This is a genomic window from Pseudomonas sp. MHK4, assembly GCF_054600775.1.
Genome location: NZ_BAAIAK010000004.1, coordinates 160,678 through 183,300, shown reverse-complemented (window position 1 = coordinate 183,300; position 22,623 = coordinate 160,678). Strand labels below are relative to the sequence as shown.

17 protein-coding genes are annotated in these 22,623 nt (G+C 60.4%); 8 read left to right on the top strand and 9 right to left on the bottom strand.

Translation table 11 applies throughout. From position 1 onward, the window contains the following. Nucleotides 1-39: 39 nt before the first annotated feature. The 3 genes from ACYP2Q_RS12745 to ACYP2Q_RS12735 all read right to left on the bottom strand — a co-directional run bounded on the left by ACYP2Q_RS12745 (nt 40) and on the right by ACYP2Q_RS12735 (nt 7,175). Nucleotides 40-1,401 carry a DUF3999 domain-containing protein gene (locus ACYP2Q_RS12745; protein ID WP_459730776.1) on the bottom strand — a complete coding sequence of 454 codons (1,362 nt, stop codon included), beginning with the start codon at nt 1,399-1,401 and terminating at the stop codon, nt 40-42. Continuing rightward, the gene (locus ACYP2Q_RS12740) at nt 1,398-4,583 is read right to left on the bottom strand and encodes a DUF2339 domain-containing protein (protein ID WP_459730775.1); all 3,186 of its coding nucleotides are present in this window, start codon (nt 4,581-4,583) and stop codon (nt 1,398-1,400) included. The genes ACYP2Q_RS12745 and ACYP2Q_RS12740 overlap by 4 nt, the downstream gene beginning before the upstream one ends. A gap of 141 nt (nt 4,584-4,724) precedes the next feature. Continuing rightward, nucleotides 4,725-7,175 (bottom strand): glycogen/starch/alpha-glucan phosphorylase, encoded by a 2,451-nt coding sequence (locus tag ACYP2Q_RS12735; RefSeq protein ID WP_459730774.1) that lies wholly within the window; start codon nt 7,173-7,175, stop codon nt 4,725-4,727. A gap of 257 nt (nt 7,176-7,432) precedes the next feature. On the opposite strand from ACYP2Q_RS12735, the gene ACYP2Q_RS12730 reads away from it, so the two are divergent. After that, a complete protein-coding gene (locus ACYP2Q_RS12730) occupies nt 7,433-7,870 on the top strand; it encodes a YkgJ family cysteine cluster protein (RefSeq protein ID WP_274075164.1) in 438 nt (145 codons plus the stop codon). Nucleotides 7,871-8,065: 195 nt separating this feature from the next. Here the strand turns inward: ACYP2Q_RS12730 and typA are convergent, their stop codons facing one another. After that, complete coding sequence (gene typA, locus ACYP2Q_RS12725; protein ID WP_008058555.1) at nt 8,066-9,886, bottom strand: translational GTPase TypA; 1,821 nt, start codon at nt 9,884-9,886, stop codon at nt 8,066-8,068. A gap of 139 nt (nt 9,887-10,025) precedes the next feature. Continuing rightward, nucleotides 10,026-11,480, bottom strand: a complete 1,455-nt coding sequence (thiI, locus tag ACYP2Q_RS12720) for a tRNA uracil 4-sulfurtransferase ThiI (protein ID WP_459730773.1) — start codon at nt 11,478-11,480, stop codon at nt 10,026-10,028. A gap of 328 nt (nt 11,481-11,808) precedes the next feature. On the opposite strand from thiI, the gene glnA reads away from it, so the two are divergent. The 4 genes from glnA (at nt 11,809) to ntrC (ending at nt 16,626) form a co-directional block, all read left to right on the top strand. Next, complete coding sequence (glnA, locus tag ACYP2Q_RS12715) at nt 11,809-13,215, top strand: glutamate--ammonia ligase (protein WP_046815271.1); 1,407 nt, start codon at nt 11,809-11,811, stop codon at nt 13,213-13,215. Between the two features lie 140 nt (nt 13,216-13,355). Beyond that, the gene (locus tag ACYP2Q_RS12710; RefSeq protein WP_459730772.1) at nt 13,356-13,865 is read left to right on the top strand and encodes a DUF4124 domain-containing protein; all 510 of its coding nucleotides are present in this window, start codon (nt 13,356-13,358) and stop codon (nt 13,863-13,865) included. Nucleotides 13,866-14,107: 242 nt separating this feature from the next. After that, nucleotides 14,108-15,193 carry a nitrogen regulation protein NR(II) gene (glnL, locus tag ACYP2Q_RS12705; RefSeq protein WP_274075159.1) on the top strand — a complete coding sequence of 362 codons (1,086 nt, stop codon included), beginning with the start codon at nt 14,108-14,110 and terminating at the stop codon, nt 15,191-15,193. Continuing rightward, on the top strand, nt 15,190-16,626 hold the full coding sequence (gene ntrC / locus ACYP2Q_RS12700) for a nitrogen regulation protein NR(I) (protein WP_274075158.1): 1,437 nt from the start codon (nt 15,190-15,192) through the stop codon (nt 16,624-16,626). Before glnL ends, ntrC begins: the two co-directional genes overlap by 4 nt. 512 nt (nt 16,627-17,138) lie before the next feature. Here the strand turns inward: ntrC and ACYP2Q_RS12695 are convergent. Then, on the bottom strand, nt 17,139-17,579 hold the full coding sequence (locus tag ACYP2Q_RS12695) for a hypothetical protein (RefSeq protein ID WP_459730771.1): 441 nt from the start codon (nt 17,577-17,579) through the stop codon (nt 17,139-17,141). On the opposite strand from ACYP2Q_RS12695, the gene ACYP2Q_RS12690 reads away from it, so the two are divergent. Beyond that, on the top strand, nt 17,578-18,033 hold the full coding sequence (locus tag ACYP2Q_RS12690; RefSeq protein WP_459730770.1) for a tRNA (cytidine(34)-2'-O)-methyltransferase: 456 nt from the start codon (nt 17,578-17,580) through the stop codon (nt 18,031-18,033). The genes ACYP2Q_RS12695 and ACYP2Q_RS12690 overlap by 2 nt on opposite strands. A 186-nt stretch (nt 18,034-18,219) precedes the next feature. Here the strand turns inward: ACYP2Q_RS12690 and secB are convergent, their stop codons facing one another. The 3 genes from secB to ACYP2Q_RS12675 are packed head-to-tail and all read right to left on the bottom strand — an operon-like array spanning nt 18,220 to nt 19,417. Beyond that, nucleotides 18,220-18,705: a protein-export chaperone SecB gene (gene secB / locus ACYP2Q_RS12685; RefSeq protein WP_459730769.1), complete on the bottom strand. Its 486-nt coding sequence runs from the start codon at nt 18,703-18,705 to the stop codon at nt 18,220-18,222. A 42-nt stretch (nt 18,706-18,747) separates the two neighbouring features. Beyond that, nucleotides 18,748-19,002: a glutaredoxin 3 gene (gene grxC / locus ACYP2Q_RS12680; protein ID WP_008058538.1), complete on the bottom strand. Its 255-nt coding sequence runs from the start codon at nt 19,000-19,002 to the stop codon at nt 18,748-18,750. A 1-nt stretch (nt 19,003) separates the two neighbouring features. Then, on the bottom strand, nt 19,004-19,417 hold the full coding sequence (locus tag ACYP2Q_RS12675; protein ID WP_180203871.1) for a rhodanese-like domain-containing protein: 414 nt from the start codon (nt 19,415-19,417) through the stop codon (nt 19,004-19,006). A 153-nt stretch (nt 19,418-19,570) separates the two neighbouring features. Here ACYP2Q_RS12675 and gpmI point away from each other — a divergent pair, with 153 nt between their 5' ends. Both gpmI and ACYP2Q_RS12665 read left to right on the top strand, forming a co-directional pair. Then, nucleotides 19,571-21,100, top strand: coding sequence for a 2,3-bisphosphoglycerate-independent phosphoglycerate mutase (gpmI, locus tag ACYP2Q_RS12670; RefSeq protein ID WP_459730768.1), 1,530 nt, complete (start codon nt 19,571-19,573; stop codon nt 21,098-21,100). Between the two features lie 226 nt (nt 21,101-21,326). Next, nucleotides 21,327-22,622: a murein hydrolase activator EnvC family protein gene (locus ACYP2Q_RS12665; RefSeq protein WP_459730767.1), complete on the top strand. Its 1,296-nt coding sequence runs from the start codon at nt 21,327-21,329 to the stop codon at nt 22,620-22,622. Nucleotide 22,623: the final 1 nt, after the last annotated feature.

Sequence of the window (22,623 nt, the reverse complement as noted above, 5' to 3'; positions counted from 1 at the left end):
CGGGCATATCAGCATTTTATCCATCGTTCGAGAGCATTCTCAGGGATTGGCTGGCGGCTTGCGCAACAGGCTGAAGGCCATCGCCGCCAGAAACAAAACACTGAGCAGCAGCACCGCCCACAGGCCGAATTTCTTCCAGTCGGTGCCCACCGATACCGGCACGGTCGATACCGGGGTAAGCAGCGCCCCGCCATCAACCGACGCCTGGCCCAACTTCGCCAGCTTTGCCGGGCTGTAATCGGGGATCAACGTCGATAACGGCAGACTCGCCGCCTTGGCCGTCGCATTGCCCAGCACCAGCGTAAAGGGCCCGGGCCCGCGCGCCAGAAACACCAATTGCGTTGCGCGCACGGCGAACTTCACCGTTGGCGCCTGTGCGCCCAGGCCACCGCCGCGCTCGTCCACGGTCAGTTTCAACTGCTGCACGGCCTGCCCCGGCAAATGTAATTCGTTTTGCATCACCTCCTCGCCACTCTGGATCAGGCGATAAAGCAAGCCGCTGCTCAAGGGTTGCCAAGGCAAGCTACTGTCGCGACGCCCGGACAGGATGACCGGTGCCAGGCTATTGGGCTGACTCAACTCGACCTGCAAACGCTCGACGTTCAGTACTCTCGGCAATTGCCAGGTGTATTCACCCGCCTTCACGCTGCTGCCGGCCAACGCGTGTGACCAGACCAACGGCAGCGGCAAGCTGCGCGCGCTTTGCAGTTGCGCCGAGGTGAGTATCGGCGCCGATTGCGGCGTTTCCCACAGCAAGCGCAGGTAGCGTGCCGATTGCCCCGGCAGGCCCACCTCATGCTGTTCGACCCGTTCATCGGCAAACGTCAGCCGCGCCAGTTGCCCCTCGCCCCAGGACCGCCAATGCTGCAAATCGTCGCTGGCCTCGATGCTGAACCGCTGGAAGCCATCATGCTCACTGGTCCAGTCGAGAATCAGTTGCTGCAATGGCGCCTTGATGGCGCTGGTGTCCAGCAGCCAGCCACGTAACGCTTCTTCACCTACCTCCAGCGCAATGGACGGCTGCACCTGGACCAAGGTGCCATTGGCGCTCGATTGCACGCGCACGCTCGGCGCATTCCCGGTAGCGTCCGCCGAGTCGTACAGCGGGAACCATTTGACGTCGGTCAGCGTGCGCTTGTCCTCAGCTGGCGCGATTGCCCGCGACAGGGCATAGGCTTGCGGTTCGCCAGCGGCGTTGAACACGCGCACATCACTGAGGTCGGCCTGACGTGCGCTCAGTTGCACGGCCAAGGGCAGCTCAAGGCGATACCATGGACCTTCGCCACTCACGGACAGCGGCACTTGTGTGGCGAAGTCCGCCGGTGTTTCCTGGGCAGAGGCACCCAGCGCCGCGCCCATTGCAACGAGGCCTAACCAGACCAGGCTCAGCTTGCGACTCAAGACGACACTCCTTGGGTTTGCGGCGCCGGTTTCTCGGCGTCCGCAACGGTCTCGACGCGCCTGGGTGGCAACGGGGCGAAATAGCCCACCACCAGCAGCAACACGCCAACGCCGATAAACGACACGATCCGCGCCAGCCCGCCACGGTTGCTCAATTCCACAAAAAACAGTTTCGCCACCACCACGCCGATCAGTGCTGCGCCGATCAACCAGACTTCACGGCGATGACGCAAATGGCCGCCGATCATCAAGCCCAGCGCCATCAGGGTCCAGACGATGGACAGGCCGGCCTGGACCAGCATGGATTCGAGCAACGCCTCCAGTTCGAACGGCACACCGCCCCAATGGTGTGCCGCGCGCATCACCAGTGCGGTGAAAAAGGCGAACAGCGAGACGCCCGCGACCACTTGCGTGGCGTATGCGGTGTAGTCCTTGCGAATCGCCAGTGGCGTCACGGCGCTGCGCGACCACACATACACGCCGAACAGCGTGAACAACAAACCCAACTCCAGCGGATTGATCAGCGGCACGTAAGGCAGCGGCTCGGCGGTGCCGTCGCTGACGCTATTAGCCAGCCAGAACCAGCCGAGCATCAACAACGCCAACGGCGCGGCGGCATACACGCGGTACTCGCGCGGATAAGCCGATACCGGCCAGGGCCAGGCACGCGGGGACGCCATCAGCAGCAGATACAGACCTGGCAGAATCGCCCAACCCAACCAGCGCCAGGCGTTGTACTGCTCGGACAACAGCAACAGGCCGTAACGCAACTCCAGGGCCAACACGCCGATCAGCAGCCAGCAACCGATCACATGCGCGGCACCCAGCGCGAGCGCCGGCAGCATCGGCGCCAGACGCCGCAGAGAAATGAAATGCACCACGAACACCGTCGGCCACACCAGCCAACCGAAATCGGCCGCCGGGTGATACCGCGAGTGCCAGGCCGCCAGCAACACCAGCGCGGCAGCGGGCATCAGCAAGGTGCAGAGCAGCCCCAGCGACGGCCATTTCAGGCGCAGTGCCAACACCGTCCACAACGCAACGCTCGCGGCCGCGACAGCCAGCAGCAACGTCGCTTGCAGCGGCAAGGGTGCAAAGCGCAGCACTTCACTGAGCCACGCCAGTGCCCACCAACCCGCGCCCCACGCCAGCCATACTTGGGACAACCGCTGCAGGCTCAATCCATCGAACGCCATGGTGGCGTTGCCGACCTGCAATCGCCAGGCACCGATCAACGCAGACAGTCCCAACACCAACGGCGCCCAGAATCCGCCATGGGCCAACAGCCCCCGCTCATCACCGAGGGGTGGGCCGGCCACCAGGAATAACCCACCCGCCAGCAGCTGCACGGCAAACGCGGTAAACAGGAACGTGCGCGATGGCTGGCGCAGGCCGACCCACAACGTCGCGAGCCCCGCCAATGCCCAACTGATCGCCGTGCCATGGCTGAAGAAGAACAGCGGCGCCAGCAGATACAGGAACGTCAGGCCGAGACAGGCGAGCACCGGCAAGCCCTTGCGCTCCCACGCCTGCGTTTGCTCAGGCAAGGCTTTGCGCAACTGGTAGAAACTGAATAGCAGCGCGCCGCCCAGCAACAACGCACCCAAAGGCACGCCGCTGATCAGGCTGCTTTGTCCGCTACCCAACTCGCTGAGAAATGACAGCGCCGCACCCAGTTGCAGCAGCAAGGCAAAGGTCCGGGCCACTGGTCGTTGCTGACGCAGGCCGAGCCAGTAGATCCCGGCGCCCTCCACCGCCCACGCGGCGGTCGTCCAGCGCGCATCGAGCCCCAACGGAATCGCCAGGCTGGTGAAGATCACACCCAGGGCCAGGCAAGTTTCCCCCAGCAGCAACGCACGGCCACGCATCAGCAGTCGGGCCAGGCCCATATAGATCATGCCCAAGGCCAAGGCGCTGAACGCAGCGGCGAACTCCAGGTGCTGAACCAGGGCGAACTGCAGCCCGAAGCCAACCAACGGTGGACCGAACAGCAGCGTGCCGTCGACGTAATCACCCTTGCGCGATGACCAGCGCAACAGCGCTTCCCGGCCGTCGATCTCGGGCGCATCGCTCAATTGCAGCAATTTACGCCGGGTGAACAGCAAGCCGATGGCCAGGTACATCACGAAGAACAGAATCAGGAACGGTTCGGTGCTCCACAGCAACTCTGGCGTATAAGAGCGCAAGCCCCAGGCGACCCCGATACTGAAGGTGCCGGTAAAGCCAATGACATTCAGCAAGCGCCAGGCCTTGAACCAGGCGATGACGAGGATGCCGGCGTTGAGCAAGGCGAAGTAGCTGAACAGTGCGACGTGGCTGCCGGCCCCCGTGGACACCAGCAAGGGCGCGGCGAATCCACCCAGCGCCGCAGCGGCAGCCAGGCCCAGTGCATCCTGGGTAATGGCGAGAATCGCCGAAAACACCGTCACCGCGACCAACAGGCCAAACGCCGCCGAGGGATCGAGCAACGGATGCAGACGCATGGCGGCAAACACCGTCAGGTACAGCACGGCGATACCGGCGCCTTGCAACATCAAGGCGTAAGCGCTGTTACGGATTCGCAGCCACCAGCCGAGGCCGAGCAAGCCCAATGCAGCAGCCGCGACACCGGCGTAACGCAACTCGATCGGCACTACCAAGCCCTCGGTGGCGTAACGCAGCAGGAAGGCCAGGCCGAGGAACAACAGCAGCACACCGACCCGCAGCACGGTATTGCCGCCCAACAGCCACGCATGTGCAGCGTTGATGGCGCGCTCGATGAAGCCAGGTCCGGAAGGCGTGTCGCGGGTTTGAGGTTCGCGGTTGGCGGGTGCTGATTTCCAGGCATCGAAGGGCTGCGCTGCGGCGACCGGTTCAAGTTCGGGCGGCAGTTCCCAGATCAGTTCCGGGGTTTCGACGGGGGCTTGAGCGGCAATGATGTCAGGAACTGGAACGGCTGCGCTGGCTTCAGGCACCTTGACACCGGCATCTTCCAGCACGGCCAGGCGTTGCTCGACCGCCCGCAGCGCAAGCTGCGCCTGTTCAAGCAAGCGGCGCTGCTCGTTGGCCTGCGACCCCAGCCGGCCGATGCGAACAGCCTGCCCGATACCCAGCCCGAGCAACGCGCCCAGCAACGCATCGCTGAACGACTCGTCGAGTATCCAGCCGAGCACCAGGCCCACAAGCATGAACATCCATTGCATGGTCGATATCCCTAAGCGCAATCCAGGAAGATTAGCGCAGCCAGCTCCAAAAAAGATCGCAGCCGCAGGCAGCGCCTACCTGCAGGCGCGCCTGCGGCTGCGATCTTTTGCGGCCGCCAGTATATCGAACCGCTGGAAGCGTTACTCCAACGCCTTCCAGATTTCCGTGGCGTACTCGCGAATCGTCCGGTCGGACGAAAACCAACCCATCCGCGATGTATTCAACACCGCCGATCGCCACCATTGCTGGGCATCGTGCCAATGGGCCTCGACGCGCATTTGCGCATTCCAGTAGGAATCGAAATCGGCGCAGACCAGGAAGCGGTCGTAGTCCACCAGCGAATCGATCAGCCCGGTGTAACGGGACGGATCATCCGGCGAGAACACCCCGCCGCGAATGGCTTGCAGTACATCGTTGAGTCGATGGGACGCGGCAATGTCCGGCACCGCGCTGAACTCGTGGTTCTGCTTGCGCGCTTCAACCTGCTGGGCGCTGAGACCAAAGATGAACATGTTCTCGACGCCGATGCGCTCGGACATCTCCACGTTGGCACCGTCCAGCGTGCCGATGGTCAACGCACCGTTGAGGCCGAATTTCATGTTGCTGGTGCCCGAGGCCTCAAAACCCGCAGTGGAGATCTGCTCGGACAGATCCGCCGCCGGAATGATGCTCTCCGCCAGGCTGACGTTGTAGTTGGGCAGGAACACGACCTTGAGCAACCCGCGAACGGTCGGGTCGTTGTTCACCACCCGGGCGATGTCGTTGGTCAGCTTGATGATCAGCTTGGCCTGGTGATAGCTGGCTGCCGCTTTACCGGCGAAGATCTTCACCCGGGGTACCCAGTCGATTTCAGGTTCGGCGCGAATCGCCTGGTACAACGCCACGGTGTGCATCAGGTTGAGCAGTTGGCGTTTGTATTCGTGGATCCGCTTGACCTGCACGTCGAACATCGCCGCCGGGTTGACCGCCACCCCCAATCGTTCGTGAATCAGGTAGGCCAGGGCTTTTTTGCTGTGCAGGCGTTGTTCGGCGAACGCCTTGCGGAACGCCGGCTTGTCGGCGAACGGCTGCAGGTCGATCAAGCGCTCCTCGGGCTTGTCCAGCAAGTCCGGGCCGAGGGCATCGACCAGCATCGAAGTCAGTTCCGGGTTGGCCTGGTACAGCCAGCGGCGGAACGTGATGCCGTTGGTCTTGTTGTTGATCCGCTGCGGATAGAGCTTGTGCAGCTCCGAGAACACCGTCTTGCGCATCAGTTGCGTATGCAGGCCGGATACGCCGTTGACGCTATGGGAGCCGAGGAACGCCAGGTTGCCCATGCGCACGCGGCGGCCGTTGTCTTCCTCGATCAGACTCACCGCGCGCAGCACGTCGAAATCGTGGATGCCCTTGGCCCGCAGCGAGTCGATGTGCTGGGCGTTGATCAGGTAAATGATCTGCATGTGCCGTGGCAGCATGCGCTCCATCAGACCCACCGGCCAGGTTTCCAGCGCCTCGGGCAGCAAGGTGTGGTTGGTGTAGGAAAGTGTATCGACCGTGACCTGCCATGCCGCATCCCATGCCACGTCGTAGACGTCGACCAATTGGCGCATCAACTCGGCCACGGCGATCGAAGGGTGGGTGTCGTTGAGCTGGATCGCGGCATGATCGCCCAGGGTCAGTACCGAGGTGTGCATGTTGCGATGGCGACGCAGCAAATCCTGCAGGGATGCGGCGACGAAGAAGTATTCCTGGCGCAGCCGCAGTTCCTGGCCGGCCTCGGTGCTGTCCGCCGGGTAGAGAACCCGCGAGATGCTTTCGGCCCGGGCCACTTCTGCCACCGCCCCCAGGTGGTCACCGGCATTGAAGCGTTCCAGGTGCAAATCTTCCATGGCCCGTGCGCGCCACAGCCGCAACGTGTTCACGCTTGCCCCGCGCCAGCCGACCACCGGCGTGTCGTAGGCAATGGCCCGCACGGTTTCCGCCGGGTGCCAGACTTGCTTGGACTTGCCGCTTTCATCGGTCACGGTCTCGACACCGCCGCCAAAGCCGATCGGGTAAACCACTTCCGGTCGCTCGAACTCCCAGGGGTTGCCGAAATCCAGCCAGTGTTCGGTCTGCTCCTGTTGCCAGCCGTCGACGACGGCCTGACGGAACAAGCCGTGCTCGTAACGAATACCGTAACCATGACCGGCAATGCCCAGGGTCGACATGCTTTCCATGAAGCACGCCGCCAGTCGTCCGAGGCCACCGTTACCCAGTGCCGCGTCGGGCTCCAGCAAGCGGATGCGTTCAAGGTCGACGCCAAGTTCAGTCAGGGCTTCGCGCGCCACGTCGAGCAGGCCGAGATTGCTCAGGCTGTCGTAGAGCAGTCGGCCGATGAGGAATTCCAGGGAGAGGTAATAAACCCGCTTCTGTCCTTTGCGGTAGATCTGCCGGGTATGGTCCATCCAGTGCTCGACCATGTGATCTCGCGCTGCCAGGGCGATGGCTTCGAACCAGTCATGGTCGAAGGCGTGATCCGGGTCTTTGCCCACCGCGTAGGTGAGTTTGGTCAAGACGGCGTCGCGGAATGCGGCCACCTCTGCTTCGCGAACAAGTGGTTCTTGAGTCATCGATAGGACCTCGAGCGAGCTTGGAATTGTCTGAGACTAGACGGTCTGACAGACGGTATAGACTCTGGTTCGGCAGTTTTTCCTGTTAATGCGCGTAAGGCCGGCAATACATTGTCGTGTACCTGAATCAATGCAGGGGCCGTGCCGGATTAGCGGTGCTGCCGGGTGCCCGCGAAAAAAAACTGGCGAAAGGTTGTTCAAAAATCCACCAGTCCCGGTATGATCGCGCGCCCTGATGCACACGCTGGTAACAACCGATGATGAAGCCCAACCTGATCGCCGCCGCGGAGATCGACCGACTCGATACCTGGGCCAAGTACTCTGCCCCGATGTGCGGCTCGTGCATGTCCAGCTGTTGCACCCTGCCCGTCGAGGTCAAGATCAAGGATCTGATCCGCATCGGCGTGGTCGATGAGTTCGAGCTGGGTGATCCGCCGAAGAACATCGCCAAACGCCTGCAAAAGGAAGGTCTGGTCGAGCGCTTTAATCAGAAGTCAGGAATCTTCACCCTCCAGCGCATGAGCAACAACGATTGCCTGTACCTGGATCGTAAGAGCCGTCTGTGCACTATTTATGATAAGCGCCCGGATACCTGCCGTAACCACCCGAAAATCGGCCCGCGGCCGGGGTATTGCGCTTACAAGCCGAAAGAAGTGGTGCGTGAAACCAATTCGCGGTCGATTGAGCGGTTCTGATATTTCCTGATTTCTGCGGCGGCTGTTCGGCCGCCTTCGCTGGCAAGCCAGCTCCTACAAAGCGTACGACACAAAACCCTGTAGGAGCTGGCTTGCCAGCGAAGGGGCCAGCACAAACAACCCCTAAATTGCAGACAAACAAAAACGCCCCCGGTCTCTCGACCGGGGGCGTTTTTGTTCAGCCGGGGCTAAATCTTACGCCTTGGCTTTCTTGGCAGCGCGGGTACGCTCGCTTTCGTCCAGGATCTTCTTGCGAAGACGGATGGACTTAGGCGTCACTTCACACAACTCATCGTCCTGGATGAATTCCAGAGCCTGTTCCAGGGTGAAGCGAACAGGTGGAACCAGGGCGATGGTTTCGTCTTTACCCGAAGCACGCATGTTGTCGAGCTTCTTGCCCTTGGTAGGGTTAACGCCCAGGTCGTTGTCACGGCTGTTCAGGCCAACGATCTGACCGTTGTAGATTTCCTGACCGTGTTCTACGAACAGCTTGCCACGCGCCTGCAGGGTTTCCAGGGAGTAGGTCAGTGCCTTGCCGGTTTCAACCGAAACCAGAACGCCGTTCTGACGACCGGACATGTCGCCGGACTTCATCACGTCGTAACGGTCGAAGATCGAGGTCAGGATGCCAGCACCGTTGGTCAGGGTCAGGAACTGGTTACGGAAACCGATCAGACCACGAGCAGGGATGTTGTATTCCAGACGTACACGGCCCTTGCCATCCGGCACCATGTTGGTCAGGTCGCCCTTACGCAGGCCCATCTCTTCCATCACCTTGCCCTGGGATTCTTCCGGCAGGTCGATGGTGACGTTTTCGTACGGTTCGTGCTTCACGCCGTCAACCAGACGGATGATCACTTCCGGACGGCCTACAGCCATTTCGAAGCCTTCGCGACGCATGGTTTCGATCAGTACCGAAAGGTGCAGTTCGCCACGGCCGGAAACCTTGAACTTGTCAGCCGAGTCGCCTTCTTCAACGCGCAGTGCAACGTTGTACAGCAGCTCTTTGTCCAGACGTTCCTTGATGTTACGGGAAGTCACGAACTTGCCTTCTTTACCGCAGAATGGCGAGTCGTTTACCTGGAAGGTCATGGAAACGGTTGGCTCGTCGACGGTCAGCGGCTTCATCGCTTCGACGTTGTCCGGGGTGCACAGGGTGTCGGAGATGAACAGCGATTCCATACCGCTGATGCACACGATGTCGCCTGCTGCAGCTTCTTCAACGTCTACACGGTGCAGACCGTGGTGACCCATCAGCTTCAGGATACGACCGTTACGCTTCTTGCCGTCGGCGCCGATAGCGACAACCGGGGTGTTCGGCTTGACGCGACCACGAGCGATACGGCCAACGCCGATAACACCCAGGAAGCTGTTGTAGTCCAGTGCGGAGATCTGCATCTGGAACGGACCGTCACGGTCAACAGCCGGCGCCGGTACGTTGTCGACGATCGACTGGTACAGCGGGGTCATGTCTTCAGCCATTTCGTTGTGGTCCAGACCGGCAATACCGTTCAGGGCCGAGGCGTAGACGACTTTGAAGTCCAGCTGTTCTTCGGTGGCACCCAGGTTGTCGAACAGGTCGAAGATCTGGTCCAGAACCCAGTCCGGACGCGCGCCTGGACGGTCAACCTTGTTGATGCACACGATCGGACGCAGGCCGGCTTCGAAAGCCTTCTTGGTCACGAAACGGGTTTGCGGCATAGGGCCGTCTTGAGCGTCAACCAGCAGCAGAACGGAGTCGACCATCGACATTACGCGTTCAACTTCGCCGCCGAAGTCGGCGTGGCCCGGGGTGTCCACGATGTTGATGTGGTAGCCGTTCCAGTTGATGGCGGTGTTTTTCGCCAGAATGGTAATACCGCGCTCTTTTTCCTGGTCGTTGGAGTCCATCACGCGCTCGTCGTTGAGCTCGTTGCGCTCCAGGGTGCCGGATTGACGCAGGAGTTTGTCTACCAGGGTGGTTTTACCATGGTCAACGTGAGCAATGATGGCGATGTTGCGTAGATTTTCGATCACTTGTGTATCTCGATCAGAGGATTCGGTGTGCTGACAAGTCTTGGCAGCGATTTACAGTAGAGTCAGGCCTTGCCGTTACAGCTTGACGGCGGCGTCGGGGGGCCGGTGACGCAAGCCACAGGCAAACAGCCCCGGGCACTTAGCTCGGTCGATAAACGCGCACATTGGCATGCCCCTCACTGAGCAAATGGTGGGCATGCAGGCGACTCATCACGCCTTTGTCGCAATAAAGCAGGTACTGGCGAGTAGGGTCCAGTTCCTTGAAACGAGCGTTCAGTGCATAAAACGGCATCGTTTGTACCTCGATGCCAGCGAGGTCCAGCGGGTCGTCTTCAGCGGCATCCGGGTGACGGATGTCGATGACGATCTGACCGGCCAGCGCTTCGCTGACTTCTTCAATTTGCAGATCCTGGCCCAATTCGTCGATCACGCGATCGATCGGTACCAGCTTGGCGTTCTCGAGCGCACGCTCGAGGACTGCCATGTCGAACTCTTTCTCTTCGTGCTCCACGCGATGGCGCTTGGCAGCGGTCTTGGGGTTCACCGAGATGACCCCGCAGTACTCCGGCATGTGCCTGGCGAAGTCGGCGGTGCCGATTTCGTTGGCCAGGTCGATGATGTCCTGCTTGTGACTGGCGATCAGCGGACGCAAGACCAGCTTGTCGGTCACGCAGTCGATCACGGACAGGTTCGGCAGCGTCTGGCTCGATACCTGGGAGATCGCCTCACCGGTGACCAGTGCCTCGATATGCAGTCGGTCGGCAATTTGTGAGGAAGCGCGCAACATCATACGCTTCAATACTACGCCCATATGACTGTTATCGACTTTTCCGAGAATTTCTCCCAGCACTTCCTCGAACGGCACACTGACAAATAACACGCGTTGCGAGCTGCCGTACTTCTTCCAGATGAAATGCGCGACTTCCATTACGCCCAATTCGTGGGCACGTCCGCCCAGGTTGAAGAAGCAGAAATGCGCCATCAGGCCGCGTCGCATGATCTGGTAGGCCGCGACGGTGGAATCGAAGCCACCGGACATCAGGACCAGCGTTTGCTCCAGCGCACCCAGCGGATAACCGCCGATGCCGTTGTGCTGGCTGTGGATCACGAACAACCGTTGGTCGCGAACTTCGATGCGGACTTCGATTTCAGGCTTTTTCAGGTCGATTCCGGCGGCACCGCACTGGCGGCGCAACTGGCTGCCGACATATTTCTCGATATCGATCGAGCTGAACGGGTGCTTGCCGGCGCGCTTGCAACGTACCGAAAAGATCTTGCCGGCCAGTGCGTCGCCGTAGTGCTGCTTGCACTTTTCGACGATGTCATCGAAGTCACCCAGCGGGTACTCGTCGATCTGCAGGAAGTGCGCGATGCCCGGCATGCAGCTCAGGCGCTCGCCCATCTCCTTCAGGGCCTTGGGCTCGCTGACACGGGTTTCCAGCTCGAGGTTGTCCCACACACCGTTCACCACCACAGCCGGGTCCAGGTCACGGAGCACGGCACGGATGTTCTTGGCCAATTGACGGATGAAACGCATCCGTACCGGGCGGCTCTTGATGGTGATCTCGGGAAAGACTTTTACGATTAATTTCATGGAAACAGCGCGCGCAAGGCCTGCCGAAAAAGGGGGGCGCGGATTATAGCGGAAATTGCTCAAGGTTTAACCAGTTTATGTGCAGAAGGTTTTGCACGCACCAAAACAGGTCATTTTGTGAATCAGGCGCTACATTAAGGGGCGCTATTTTCCGCATTTATACGCTTTGCACCTCTATAAGCGTGAAATTGGGGCAAAAAACCCATGGTGGGGCACTGGCATGCAATTTGCTCCCTTGTGAGGCAGGTTGCCTTGGCAGAGTATTCGCGCCGGCATCACCAACTATTAAGGGCATCCACTACCAGCCCTAAGCCACCCGGAGGACACTATGTCGAAGTCGGTTCAACTCATTAAAGATCATGACGTCAAGTGGATTGATCTGCGCTTCACGGACACCAAAGGCACTCAGCACCACGTGACCATGCCGGCTCGCGATGCGCTGGATGATGACTTCTTCGAAGTCGGCAAGATGTTCGACGGTTCGTCCATCGCTGGCTGGAAAGGCATCGAAGCCTCCGACATGATCCTGATGCCGGACGATTCCACCGCTGTCCTGGACCCGTTCACCGAAGAGCCGACCCTGATCCTGGTCTGCGACATCATCGAGCCTTCGAGCATGCAAGGCTACGACCGCGACCCACGTGCGATCGCCAAGCGCGCCGAAGAGCACCTGAAAGCCACCGGTATCGGTGACACCGTATTCGCCGGCCCAGAGCCAGAGTTCTTCATCTTCGACCAAGTGAAGTTCAAGTCCGACATTTCCGGCTCCATGTTCAAGATCTACTCCGAACAGGGTTCCTGGATGTCCGACCAGGACATCGAAGGCGGCAACAAGGGCCACCGTCCAGGCGTCAAAGGCGGCTATTTCCCGGTGCCACCGTTCGACCACGACCACGAAATCCGTACTTCCATGTGCAACGCGCTGGAAGAAATGGGCCTGACCGTCGAAGTTCACCACCACGAAGTGGCAACTGCCGGCCAGAACGAAATCGGCGTCAAGTTCAACACCCTGGTGAAGAAAGCCGACGAAACCCAAACCCTGAAGTACGTCGTGCACAACGTTGCCGACGCCTACGGCCGCACCGCTACCTTCATGCCTAAGCCGCTGTACGGCGACAACGGCTCGGGCATGCACGTGCACATGTCCATCTGGAAAGAAGGCAAGAACACCTTCGCTGGCGAAGGTTATGCCGGCCTGTCCGATACCGCCCTGTACTTCATCGGCGGCATCATCAAGCACGGTAAGGCCCTGAACGGCTTCACCAACCCGGCTACCAACTCCTACAAGCGTCTGGTTCCAGGCTTCGAAGCGCCGGTAATGCTGGCCTACTCGGCTCGCAACCGTTCCGCTTCGATCCGTATTCCTTACGTGTCGAGCCCGAAAGCCCGCCGTATCGAAGCTCGCTTCCCGGATCCGGCTGCCAACCCGTACCTGTGCTTCGCCGCACTGCTGATGGCTGGCCTGGACGGCATCCAGAACAAGATCCACCCTGGCGATGCAGCTGACAAAAACCTGTACGACCTGCCGCCTGAAGAGGCGAAAGAGATCCCACAAGTTTGCGGCAGCCTGAAAGAAGCCCTGGAAGAGCTGGACAAAGGTCGTGCGTTCCTGACCAAAGGCGGCGTTTTCAGCGACGACTTCATCGACGCTTACATCGCCCTGAAAAGCGAAGAAGAAATCAAGGTACGTACCTTCGTACACCCACTGGAATACGAGCTGTACTACAGCTGCTGATCCGGTAGCGCCTGCGCAAGCGGCGTGACAAGAGAGGCCTCCTTCGGGAGGCCTTTTTTATGCCCGCATGTTAACGGCTTGGGCCAGCCACCTCTCCTGGCCTATGCTGCACCCCATCGCTTTCGTTTCCGGTCGATTTCATGGGTCGTGGTTTACTCTTCATTCTGCTGCTGATCGCCCTGCCCGCTACGGCGCAGATCTACAAGTACACCGATGCCCAAGGCAACACGGCGTATAGCAATCAACCACCTGATGGCGTCACCGCGCAGCCGGTCGAACTGCCACAGCTCAACCGAGCTCAACCCCAGCCCACGCAAGCACCTCCCACACCCACCCCTGCGCAAGTTCCGCAGAGCATCGCCTACAACGTACTGGAACTCACCGGCCTGCCCACCACCGAAGCCCTGCGCGCCAACAACGGCACCTTCACTGTCAACGTGCTGATCGAACCTCGCTTGCAAGGCCCGCATCTACTGCGCCTGTTGCTGGATGACCAGCCTTATGGCCAGCCCAGCAACGTGCCGATCCTGCAACTGGTGAACATCGACCGCGGCTTGCACAGCCTCGCCGTACAAGTCGTCAGTGGCGAAACCATCGTCCAGCAAAGCCCTACCGTCACCTTCACATTGCAGCGGGTGCACAAACGCTGAAGGACTCCTCACCTCGTTCAGCTTTGCGCACTATATTGGTGCGAATGGTTGCACCCCGCGCACATTGCAGCCCATTTTGGTTCGAAACTACCCGCGAAGGCTGGCAGAACGCCACGCAATCGAGCGTCAAACGCCTGTTTCAGGGGTTAAGCGCTTCTTTTCGGAGCCTTGGTTTGGTTTTTGCATTTTCCTCGCATCAGCGCTTTATTCATGCGCGCGCCCTGCTCCAAAAGAGGTCCTGAATGACCATCAGTGACGCACTGCATCGCTTGCTTCTCGACAACCTGACCACCGCCACCATCCTGCTCAACGCCGAATTGCGCCTTGAGTACATGAACCCCGCGGCGGAAATGCTCCTGGCCATCAGCGGCCAGCGCAGCCATGGGCAGTTCATCAGCGAGCTGTTCACCGAATCTACCGAGGCGCTCAATTCGTTGCGCCAGGCGGTGCAACAGGCGCATCCGTTCACCAAGCGCGAAGCCATGCTCACCGCCCTCACCGGCCAGACCCTGACGGTCGATTACGCGGTAACGCCGATCCTGAGCAATGGCGACACCCTGCTCCTGCTCGAAGTCCATCCCCGCGACCGCTTGCTGCGCATCACCAAGGAAGAGGCGCAGCTGTCGAAGCAGGAAACCAGCAAGATGCTGGTGCGTGGCCTGGCCCATGAAATCAAGAATCCCCTGGGCGGTATTCGCGGCGCGGCGCAGCTACTGGCCCGCGAGCTGCCGGAAGAAAGCCTGCGCGACTACACCAATGTCATCATTGAAGAGGCCGACCGCCTGCGCAACCTGGTCGACCGCATGCTCGGCTCGAACAAACTGCCATCGCTGGCCATGTGCAACATTCATGAAGTGCTGGAGCGCGTCTGCCATCTGGTCGAGGCCGAGAGCCAGGGCTGCATCACTCTGGTGCGCGACTACGACCCGAGCATTCCAGACGTCCTGATCGACCGTGAACAGATGATCCAGGCCGTGCTGAATATCGTGCGCAATGCGATGCAGGCCATCAGCAGCCAGAACGAGCTGCGCCTGGGCCGCATCACCCTGCGCACCCGCGCCATGCGCCAGTTCACCATTGGCCACGTGCGCCATCGCCTGGTGACCAAGATCGAAATCATCGACAACGGTCCGGGCATTCCTGCGGATCTTCAGGAAACCATCTTCTTCCCCATGGTCAGCGGCCGTCCGGACGGTACCGGGCTGGGCCTGGCCATTACCCAGAACATCATCAGCCAGCACCAGGGCCTGATCGAATGTGACAGCCACCCCGGCCACACCACCTTCTCGATCTTTCTGCCACTGGAACAAGGAGCCACATCGACATGAGCCGTAGTGAAACCGTGTGGATCGTCGATGACGACCGTTCTATCCGTTGGGTCCTCGAAAAAGCCTTGCAGCAGGAAGGCATGACCACGCAAAGCTTCGACAGCGCCGATGGCGTGATGAGCCGCCTGGCGCGCCAGCAGCCGGACGTGATCATCTCCGACATCCGCATGCCCGGTGCCAGCGGCCTGGACCTCCTGGCGCGGATTCGCGAGCAACACCCACGGCTGCCAGTGATCATCATGACCGCGCACTCCGATCTGGACAGCGCTGTCGCGTCCTATCAGGGTGGTGCATTCGAGTACCTGCCCAAGCCATTCGATGTCGACGAGGCGGTGTCCTTGGTCAAGCGTGCCAACCAGCACGCCCAGGAACAGCAAGGCCTGGAAGTCCCGGTTGCACTGACCCGAACCCCGGAAATCATCGGCGAAGCGCCGGCGATGCAGGAAGTGTTTCGCGCCATCGGGCGCTTGAGCCACTCCAACATCACTGTGCTGATCAACGGCGAATCCGGTACCGGTAAAGAGCTGGTGGCCCACGCCCTGCACCGCCACAGCCCGCGGGCCGCTTCGCCGTTCATCGCACTGAACATGGCGGCAATTCCCAAGGACTTGATGGAATCCGAGCTGTTCGGTCATGAAAAAGGCGCGTTCACCGGCGCCGCCAACCTGCGTCGCGGGCGTTTCGAGCAGGCCGATGGCGGCACGCTGTTCCTCGATGAAATCGGCGACATGCCGGCCGACACCCAGACTCGCTTGCTGCGGGTCCTGGCCGATGGCGAGTTCTACCGCGTCGGTGGTCACGTGCCGGTTAAAGTCGATGTACGGATCATTGCCGCCACGCACCAGAACCTGGAAACCCTGGTGCATGCCGGGAAATTTCGTGAGGACTTGTTCCATCGCCTCAACGTGATCCGCATCCATATCCCGCGCCTGTCGGATCGTCGCGAAGACATCCCGACCCTGGCCAAGCATTTCCTCAGCCGCGCCGCCCAGGAGCTGGCCGTCGAGCCGAAGCTGCTGAAAAGCGAAACCGAGGAATACCTGAAGAACCTGCCGTGGCCGGGCAACGTGCGCCAGCTGGAGAACACCTGTCGCTGGATCACCGTGATGGCTTCGGGTCGCGAGGTGCATATCGGCGACCTGCCACCGGAGCTGCTGAGCCTTCCGCAGGATTCGGCGCCGGTGACCAACTGGGAACAGGCGCTGCGCCAATGGGCCGACCAGGCCCTGGCTCGCGGTCAGTCCAGCCTGCTGGACAGTGCGGTGCCGACTTTCGAGCGGATCATGATCGAAACCGCCCTCAAGCACACCGCCGGTCGCCGCCGCGATGCCGCCGTGTTGCTGGGTTGGGGGCGTAATACCCTGACTCGCAAGATCAAGGAGCTGGGGATGAAGGTTGATGGTGGGGATGATGATGAGGGGGATGAGGGCTAAGGTTGGCTTAAGAACCTAGGCGTCAGCGAAAAGATCGCAGCCTGCGGCAGCTCCTACAAGAGCTGCCGAAGGCTGCGATTTTTTTTGCCTTTCAAACACCCGAGTGCACCGCACCAATGCACCGTGACCCGCAATCGCGCACCGCGACTGATCGCAAATACCGCCTGCGCTCGCAATCGAACCCCTATCGAAAAAACACGAAAGCCCCGGATTCCGGGGCTTTCGGCGTCTGCAGACGACTTTCTGTTTCAACTTGTTAAAACCTGGCACGCCCCCTGCAATAGTCTCATCAGTGATTCAGATCACTACCCAGTTTCGGGGACCTTGGTACAGGCAGGCCGGGGATTCCCCTCTTTACACCGGGCTCACACCGCACAAGCGACGAGCCCCCAGTTTTGGGGTCCTTGGTACAGGCAGGCCGGGGATTCCTTCTTTACACCGGGTTCAGACGCCATGCGCGAACCCTCCCGTTTTGGGGACCTTGGTACAGGCAGGCCGGGGATTCCCCTCTTTTATTGCTCCCGGAGATGGATCTCCAGTCGCCAGCGGTCATCGACCTCGCTACCGCCCCACTCACCCTGCAGGGGTCGGGCCGCCACCAGCGTCAGCAACAATCCCCCATCACTTTTACGCACGCGCCAGTTCACGTCCTTGTCATGGAGCTTGAGCTGGCCTTTCTGCGTCGTGCCATCAGCCTCGAACAGCAGCGCAACGCTACCATCGACGATCTCGCCGTGGGTCTTGGGTTCGTTGTTGAACCACACCACCAGCCCGTCGCCAGTCACCTCGACCTGCTGCAATTGACTGGGGTCGGGAGTGGTCAGGCGACCGATCATCAGCCCCACCATGACCCCGACAATTGCCAGTGAAGCCATCACACGCGGGAATAGTTTCGAACGAGGGTCGGCTTGCGGCGTAGAATGCCGCTCATCTTTACCTTCGGAGCCGTGCATGTTTCACGTCATCCTTTTCCAACCAGAAATTCCGCCGAACACCGGCAACGTTATCAGGCTGTGCGCCAACAGTGGCTGCCACCTGCATTTGATCGAACCGCTGGGCTTCGAGATGGACGACAAGCGCCTGCGCCGGGCCGGCCTCGATTACCACGAGTATGCCACCCTGCAACGCCACGCAGACCTGGCCAGCTGCCTGGAAAGCCTCGGTCATCCAAGGGTGTTTGCCTTTACCACCAAGGGCTCGCGACCGTTTCATGACGCCAGTTTCGAACCGGGCGACGCATTCCTGTTCGGCCCGGAAAGCCGTGGCTTGCCCGCCGAGGTGCTCGACGCCCTGCCAGGCGAACAACGCCTGCGCCTGCCGATGCGGGAAGGCTGCCGCAGCCTGAACCTGTCCAACACTGTCGCAGTCGCCGTTTACGAAGCCTGGCGCCAGAACGGCTTCAAATAGCACCGCTGTCCTTGTAGGAGCTGGCTTGTCGGGTCGCCGCATCGCAGCGAAAGCGTTGTATTAGCCAGCACAAAGACTAAACGTGATGGCCCCTTCGCTGGCAAGCCAGCTCCTACAGGTTTCGTTTGCTCCATGAAAAAAGCGCCTCTGAATAGGCGCTTTTTTCATGGAGCAAACGAAGCTCTTTTATTGCACGGTCGGAGCGTCGCCTGTCGCCTGCATGCGTTGCAGCTCTTGCGCGTACAGCGCGTCGAAGTTCACCGGAGCCAGCATCAGGGCCGGGAACGAGCCGCGGGTCACCAGGCTGTCCAGCGCTTCGCGAGCGTACGGGAACAGGATGTTCGGGCAGAATGCGCCCAGGGTGTGGCTCATCGAAGCGTCGTCCAGATTCTTGATCAGGAAGATACCGGCCTGTTGCACTTCGGCAATGAACGCCACTTCTTCACCGTTCTTCACGGTGACCGACAGGGTCAGCACGACTTCGTGGAAGTCGCCTTCCAGCGCCTTTTGACGGGTATTGAGATCCAGACCGACGCTCGGCTCCCACTGCTGGCGGAAGATCGCCGGGCTTTTCGGGGCTTCGAAGGACAAGTCACGTACGTAGATGCGCTGCAAGGAGAATTGCGGTGCGGTTACTTCTTCGCTGGCTGCAGTGTTCTGTTGGTCAGTCATCTCAGATCCTTTCTGATCTTGGGCTTTTATAGGGTATGGAATTCAGGCCTTGAGCAGCGCGTCGAGCTTGCCGGCGCGCTCCAGGGCGAACAAATCATCACAACCGCCAACGTGGGTGCTGCCGATCCAGATCTGCGGCACGGACGTACGTCCGGCTTTCTGAGCCATTGCGGCGCGCACCTGCGGCTTGCCATCGACCTTGATCTCTTCGAAGGCCACGCCTTTGTTCTCGAGCAGGTACTTGGCTCGGGAGCAATAAGGGCAGTAATCGCTGGAATAGACGACGACGTTGCTCATATCACTTCACCAGCGGCAGATTGTCGGCTTTCCAGCTGGAAACACCACCGGACAGCTTGGCGGCGGTAAAACCTGCCTTCACCAGCTCGCGAGCGTGGGTGCCGGCCGTCTGGCCCATGGCGTCGACCAGGATGATGGTCTTGGCCTTGTGCTTTTCCAGCTCGCCGACGCGTGCGGCAAGCTTGTCGTGGGGAATGTTCAACGCGCCTACAATGTGACCGGCAGCGAAGTCCTTGGTTGGACGAATATCGATCACCACGCCGGCGTCCTTGTTGACCAGGCCGGTCAGTTCGCCAGTGCTCAGGCTACGACCGCCGCCCTGCATCTGGTAGGCAATCAGCAACGCCAGCAGTACGACGAAGATACCGACGAGGATGTAGTGGTTAGTGGCAAATTCAATCAGGTGAGCAACCATCGAAGGAGGTTCCAGGGCGTTAAAATGTCGGCCAGTATACACAGCCACTATGGTGGGCCAAACCCCGTCCGGCGGTGACGTGGCCGGAACTTCGCTTTAAACTGCCACTCCCTTTTCCATCGCCCTCTTTTAATTCAGCCACGAGCGGACTCCATGACTACCACGCCTAAACCTTTGGTCCTGATTATTCTCGACGGCTTCGGTCACAGTGAGAGCCCTGAATCCAACGCCATCTTTGCGGCGAAGAAGCCTGTACTGGACCGTTTGTGGGCCACCGTGCCCAACGGCCTGATTTCGGGCAGCGGCATGGACGTCGGCCTGCCGGACGGCCAGATGGGCAACTCCGAAGTCGGCCACATGAACCTCGGCGCCGGCCGCGTGGTTTATCAGGACTTCACCCGCGTGACCAAATCGATCCGCGACGGCGAGTTCTTCGAGAACCCGACCATCTGCGCCGCCGTGGACAAAGCCGTCGCCGCCGGTAAAGCCGTGCACTTCATGGGCCTGCTGTCCGATGGCGGGGTGCACAGCCACCAGGATCACCTGGTCGCCATGGCCGAACTGGCCGCCAAGCGCGGCGCTGAAAAAATCTACCTGCACGCCTTCCTCGACGGCCGCGATACCCCGCCGAAAAGCGCACAATCGTCGATCGAACTGCTGGATGCCACCTTCCAGGCCCTGGGCAAAGGCCGGATCGCCAGCCTCATCGGCCGTTACTTCGCCATGGATCGCGACAACCGTTGGGACCGTGTGTCCCAGGCCTACAACCTGATCGCCGACGGCCATGGCGAATTCAACGCCGCCACTGCCCAGGAAGGCCTGCAAGCCGCGTACGCGCGTGGCGAGAGCGACGAGTTCGTCAAAGCCACCTCCATTGGTGAGCCGGTGAAAGTCGAAGACGGTGACGCCGTGGTGTTCATGAACTTCCGCGCCGACCGCGCCCGCGAACTGACCCGCGTATTCGTCGAAGACGATTTCAAGGAATTCGAGCGTGCCCGTCAGCCAAAACTGGCCGGTTTCGTCATGCTGACCCAATACGCCGCCAGCATTCCCGCACCTTCGGCCTTCGCCGCCGGCAGCCTGGAAAACGTACTTGGCGACTACCTGGCGAAAAACGGCAAGACCCAGCTGCGGATCGCCGAAACCGAAAAATACGCCCACGTGACTTTCTTCTTCTCTGGCGGTCGTGAAGAACCGTTCCCGGGCGAAGAGCGCATCCTGATCCCGTCGCCGAAAGTCGCCACCTACGACCTGCAGCCAGAGATGAGCGCCCCGCAAGTCACCGACCGCATCGTCGACGCCATCGAAAACCAGCGTTACGACGTGATCGTGGTCAACTATGCCAACGGCGACATGGTCGGCCACAGTGGCGTGTTTGAAGCGGCGGTCAAGGCCGTGGAATGCCTGGACCAGTGCGTCGGCCGCATCGTCGAAGCGCTGGAAAAAGTCGGCGGCGAAGCCCTGATCACCGCGGACCACGGCAACGTCGAGCAAATGTCCGACGAGACCACCGGTCAGGCGCACACCGCGCACACCACCGAGCCTGTGCCGTTCATCTATGTCGGCAAGCGCGACCTGAAGGTCCGCGAAGGCGGCGTACTGGCAGATGTGGCACCGACCATGCTGAAACTGCTGGGCCTGGAACAACCGGCTGAAATGACTGGCACCTCGATTCTGGTGTAATTCATTTTCAAACACCGAACCCTCTGTAGGAGCAAGCTTGCTCGCGATAGCAATCTGACAGCCAACATCACTGTTGAATGTTAAGAAGTCATCGCGAGCAAGCTTGCTCCTACAAGGCCTTGCGGTGTTTTTCGGGCCAGTTATCACACAGTCCCAATTGGGCATTTTTTTTGCTGCGCTTGGCGGGCATACTAGGACGTCCCTTTCCCTGGTGTCGCCCGCCTCTATGCTCCGCGTCCTGATAGCCCTTGCCCTGACTTGCCTGCTCCAACCGGCCTTCGCCGACGAGCGCGCGCAAACCCAGCAACAGTTGGACGCCACGCGTCAGGACATTGCCGAGCTGAAAAAGCTGCTGGGCAAGCTGCAGCAAGAAAAGTCCGGCGTGCAAAAAGACCTCAAGGGCACCGAGACCGAGATGGGCAAGCTCGAGAAGCAGGTCGACGCCCTGCAAAAAGAGCTGCAGAAAAGCGAATCCGAGTTGCAGCGACTCGATGCGGAGAAAAAAAAACTCCAGAGCGCGCGCACTGAACAGCAGCGACTGATCGCCATCCAGGCCCGCGCGGCCTATCAGAACGGCCGTCAGGAGTACCTGAAACTGCTGCTCAACCAGCAGAACCCCGAGAAGTTCGCCCGCACGCTCACCTATTACGACTACCTGAGCCAGGCCCGCCTGGAGCAGCTGAAGAATTTCAACGAAACCCTGCGCCAGCTGGCCAATGTCGAAAAAGACATCGGCTTGCAGCAAGCGCAATTGCTGGTGCAGCAGAGCAGCCTCGAAACCCAGCGTGGCGAACTCGAGAAGGTTCGCCAGGAGCGTCAGCAAGTCCTGGCCAAGCTCAATGACGATGTGAAGGCTCGCGACCAGAAACTGGCAGCCCGCGAGCAGGATCAGGCAGACCTGTCTAAAGTCCTTAAAACCATTGAAGAAACCCTGGCCCGCCAGGCTCGTGAGGCAGAAGAGGCGCGACAAAAAGCGCTGATTGCCCAGCAGGAAGCCGAAAAAAAGCGTTTACGTGAGGCCCAGGCGCAGGCAGATGCCAGCGATGACGCCCCACGCAAACCCGTTAAATCGACCCCCGGTGCACTGGTTTCAAGTTCAGGCGAAACTTTTGGCGGCGCATTTGCGTCTACCCGCGGCAAACTTCCGTGGCCAGTCGATGGTCGACTGTTGGCACGCTTCGGTGAAAGCCGTGGCGACGATGCCCGGACCAAGTGGGACGGCGTGATGATCGGCGCTTCCGCCGGCAGCACGGTGCACGCGGTGCATGGCGGTCGCGTGGTGTTCGCCGACTGGTTGCGCGGTGCCGGGTTGCTGGTGATTCTCGACCACGGCAACGGTTTTTTGAGTCTTTATGGTCACAACCAGACATTGCTCAAGTCTGCGGGTGACGTGGTAAAAGCCGGTGAATCCATCTCCACTGTCGGTAACAGTGGCGGGCAGGACACACCGGCGCTGTATTTTGCGATTCGTCAGCAGGGTCACCCGAGTGATCCGGCGCAATGGTGCCGCGCGCAAGGATAGG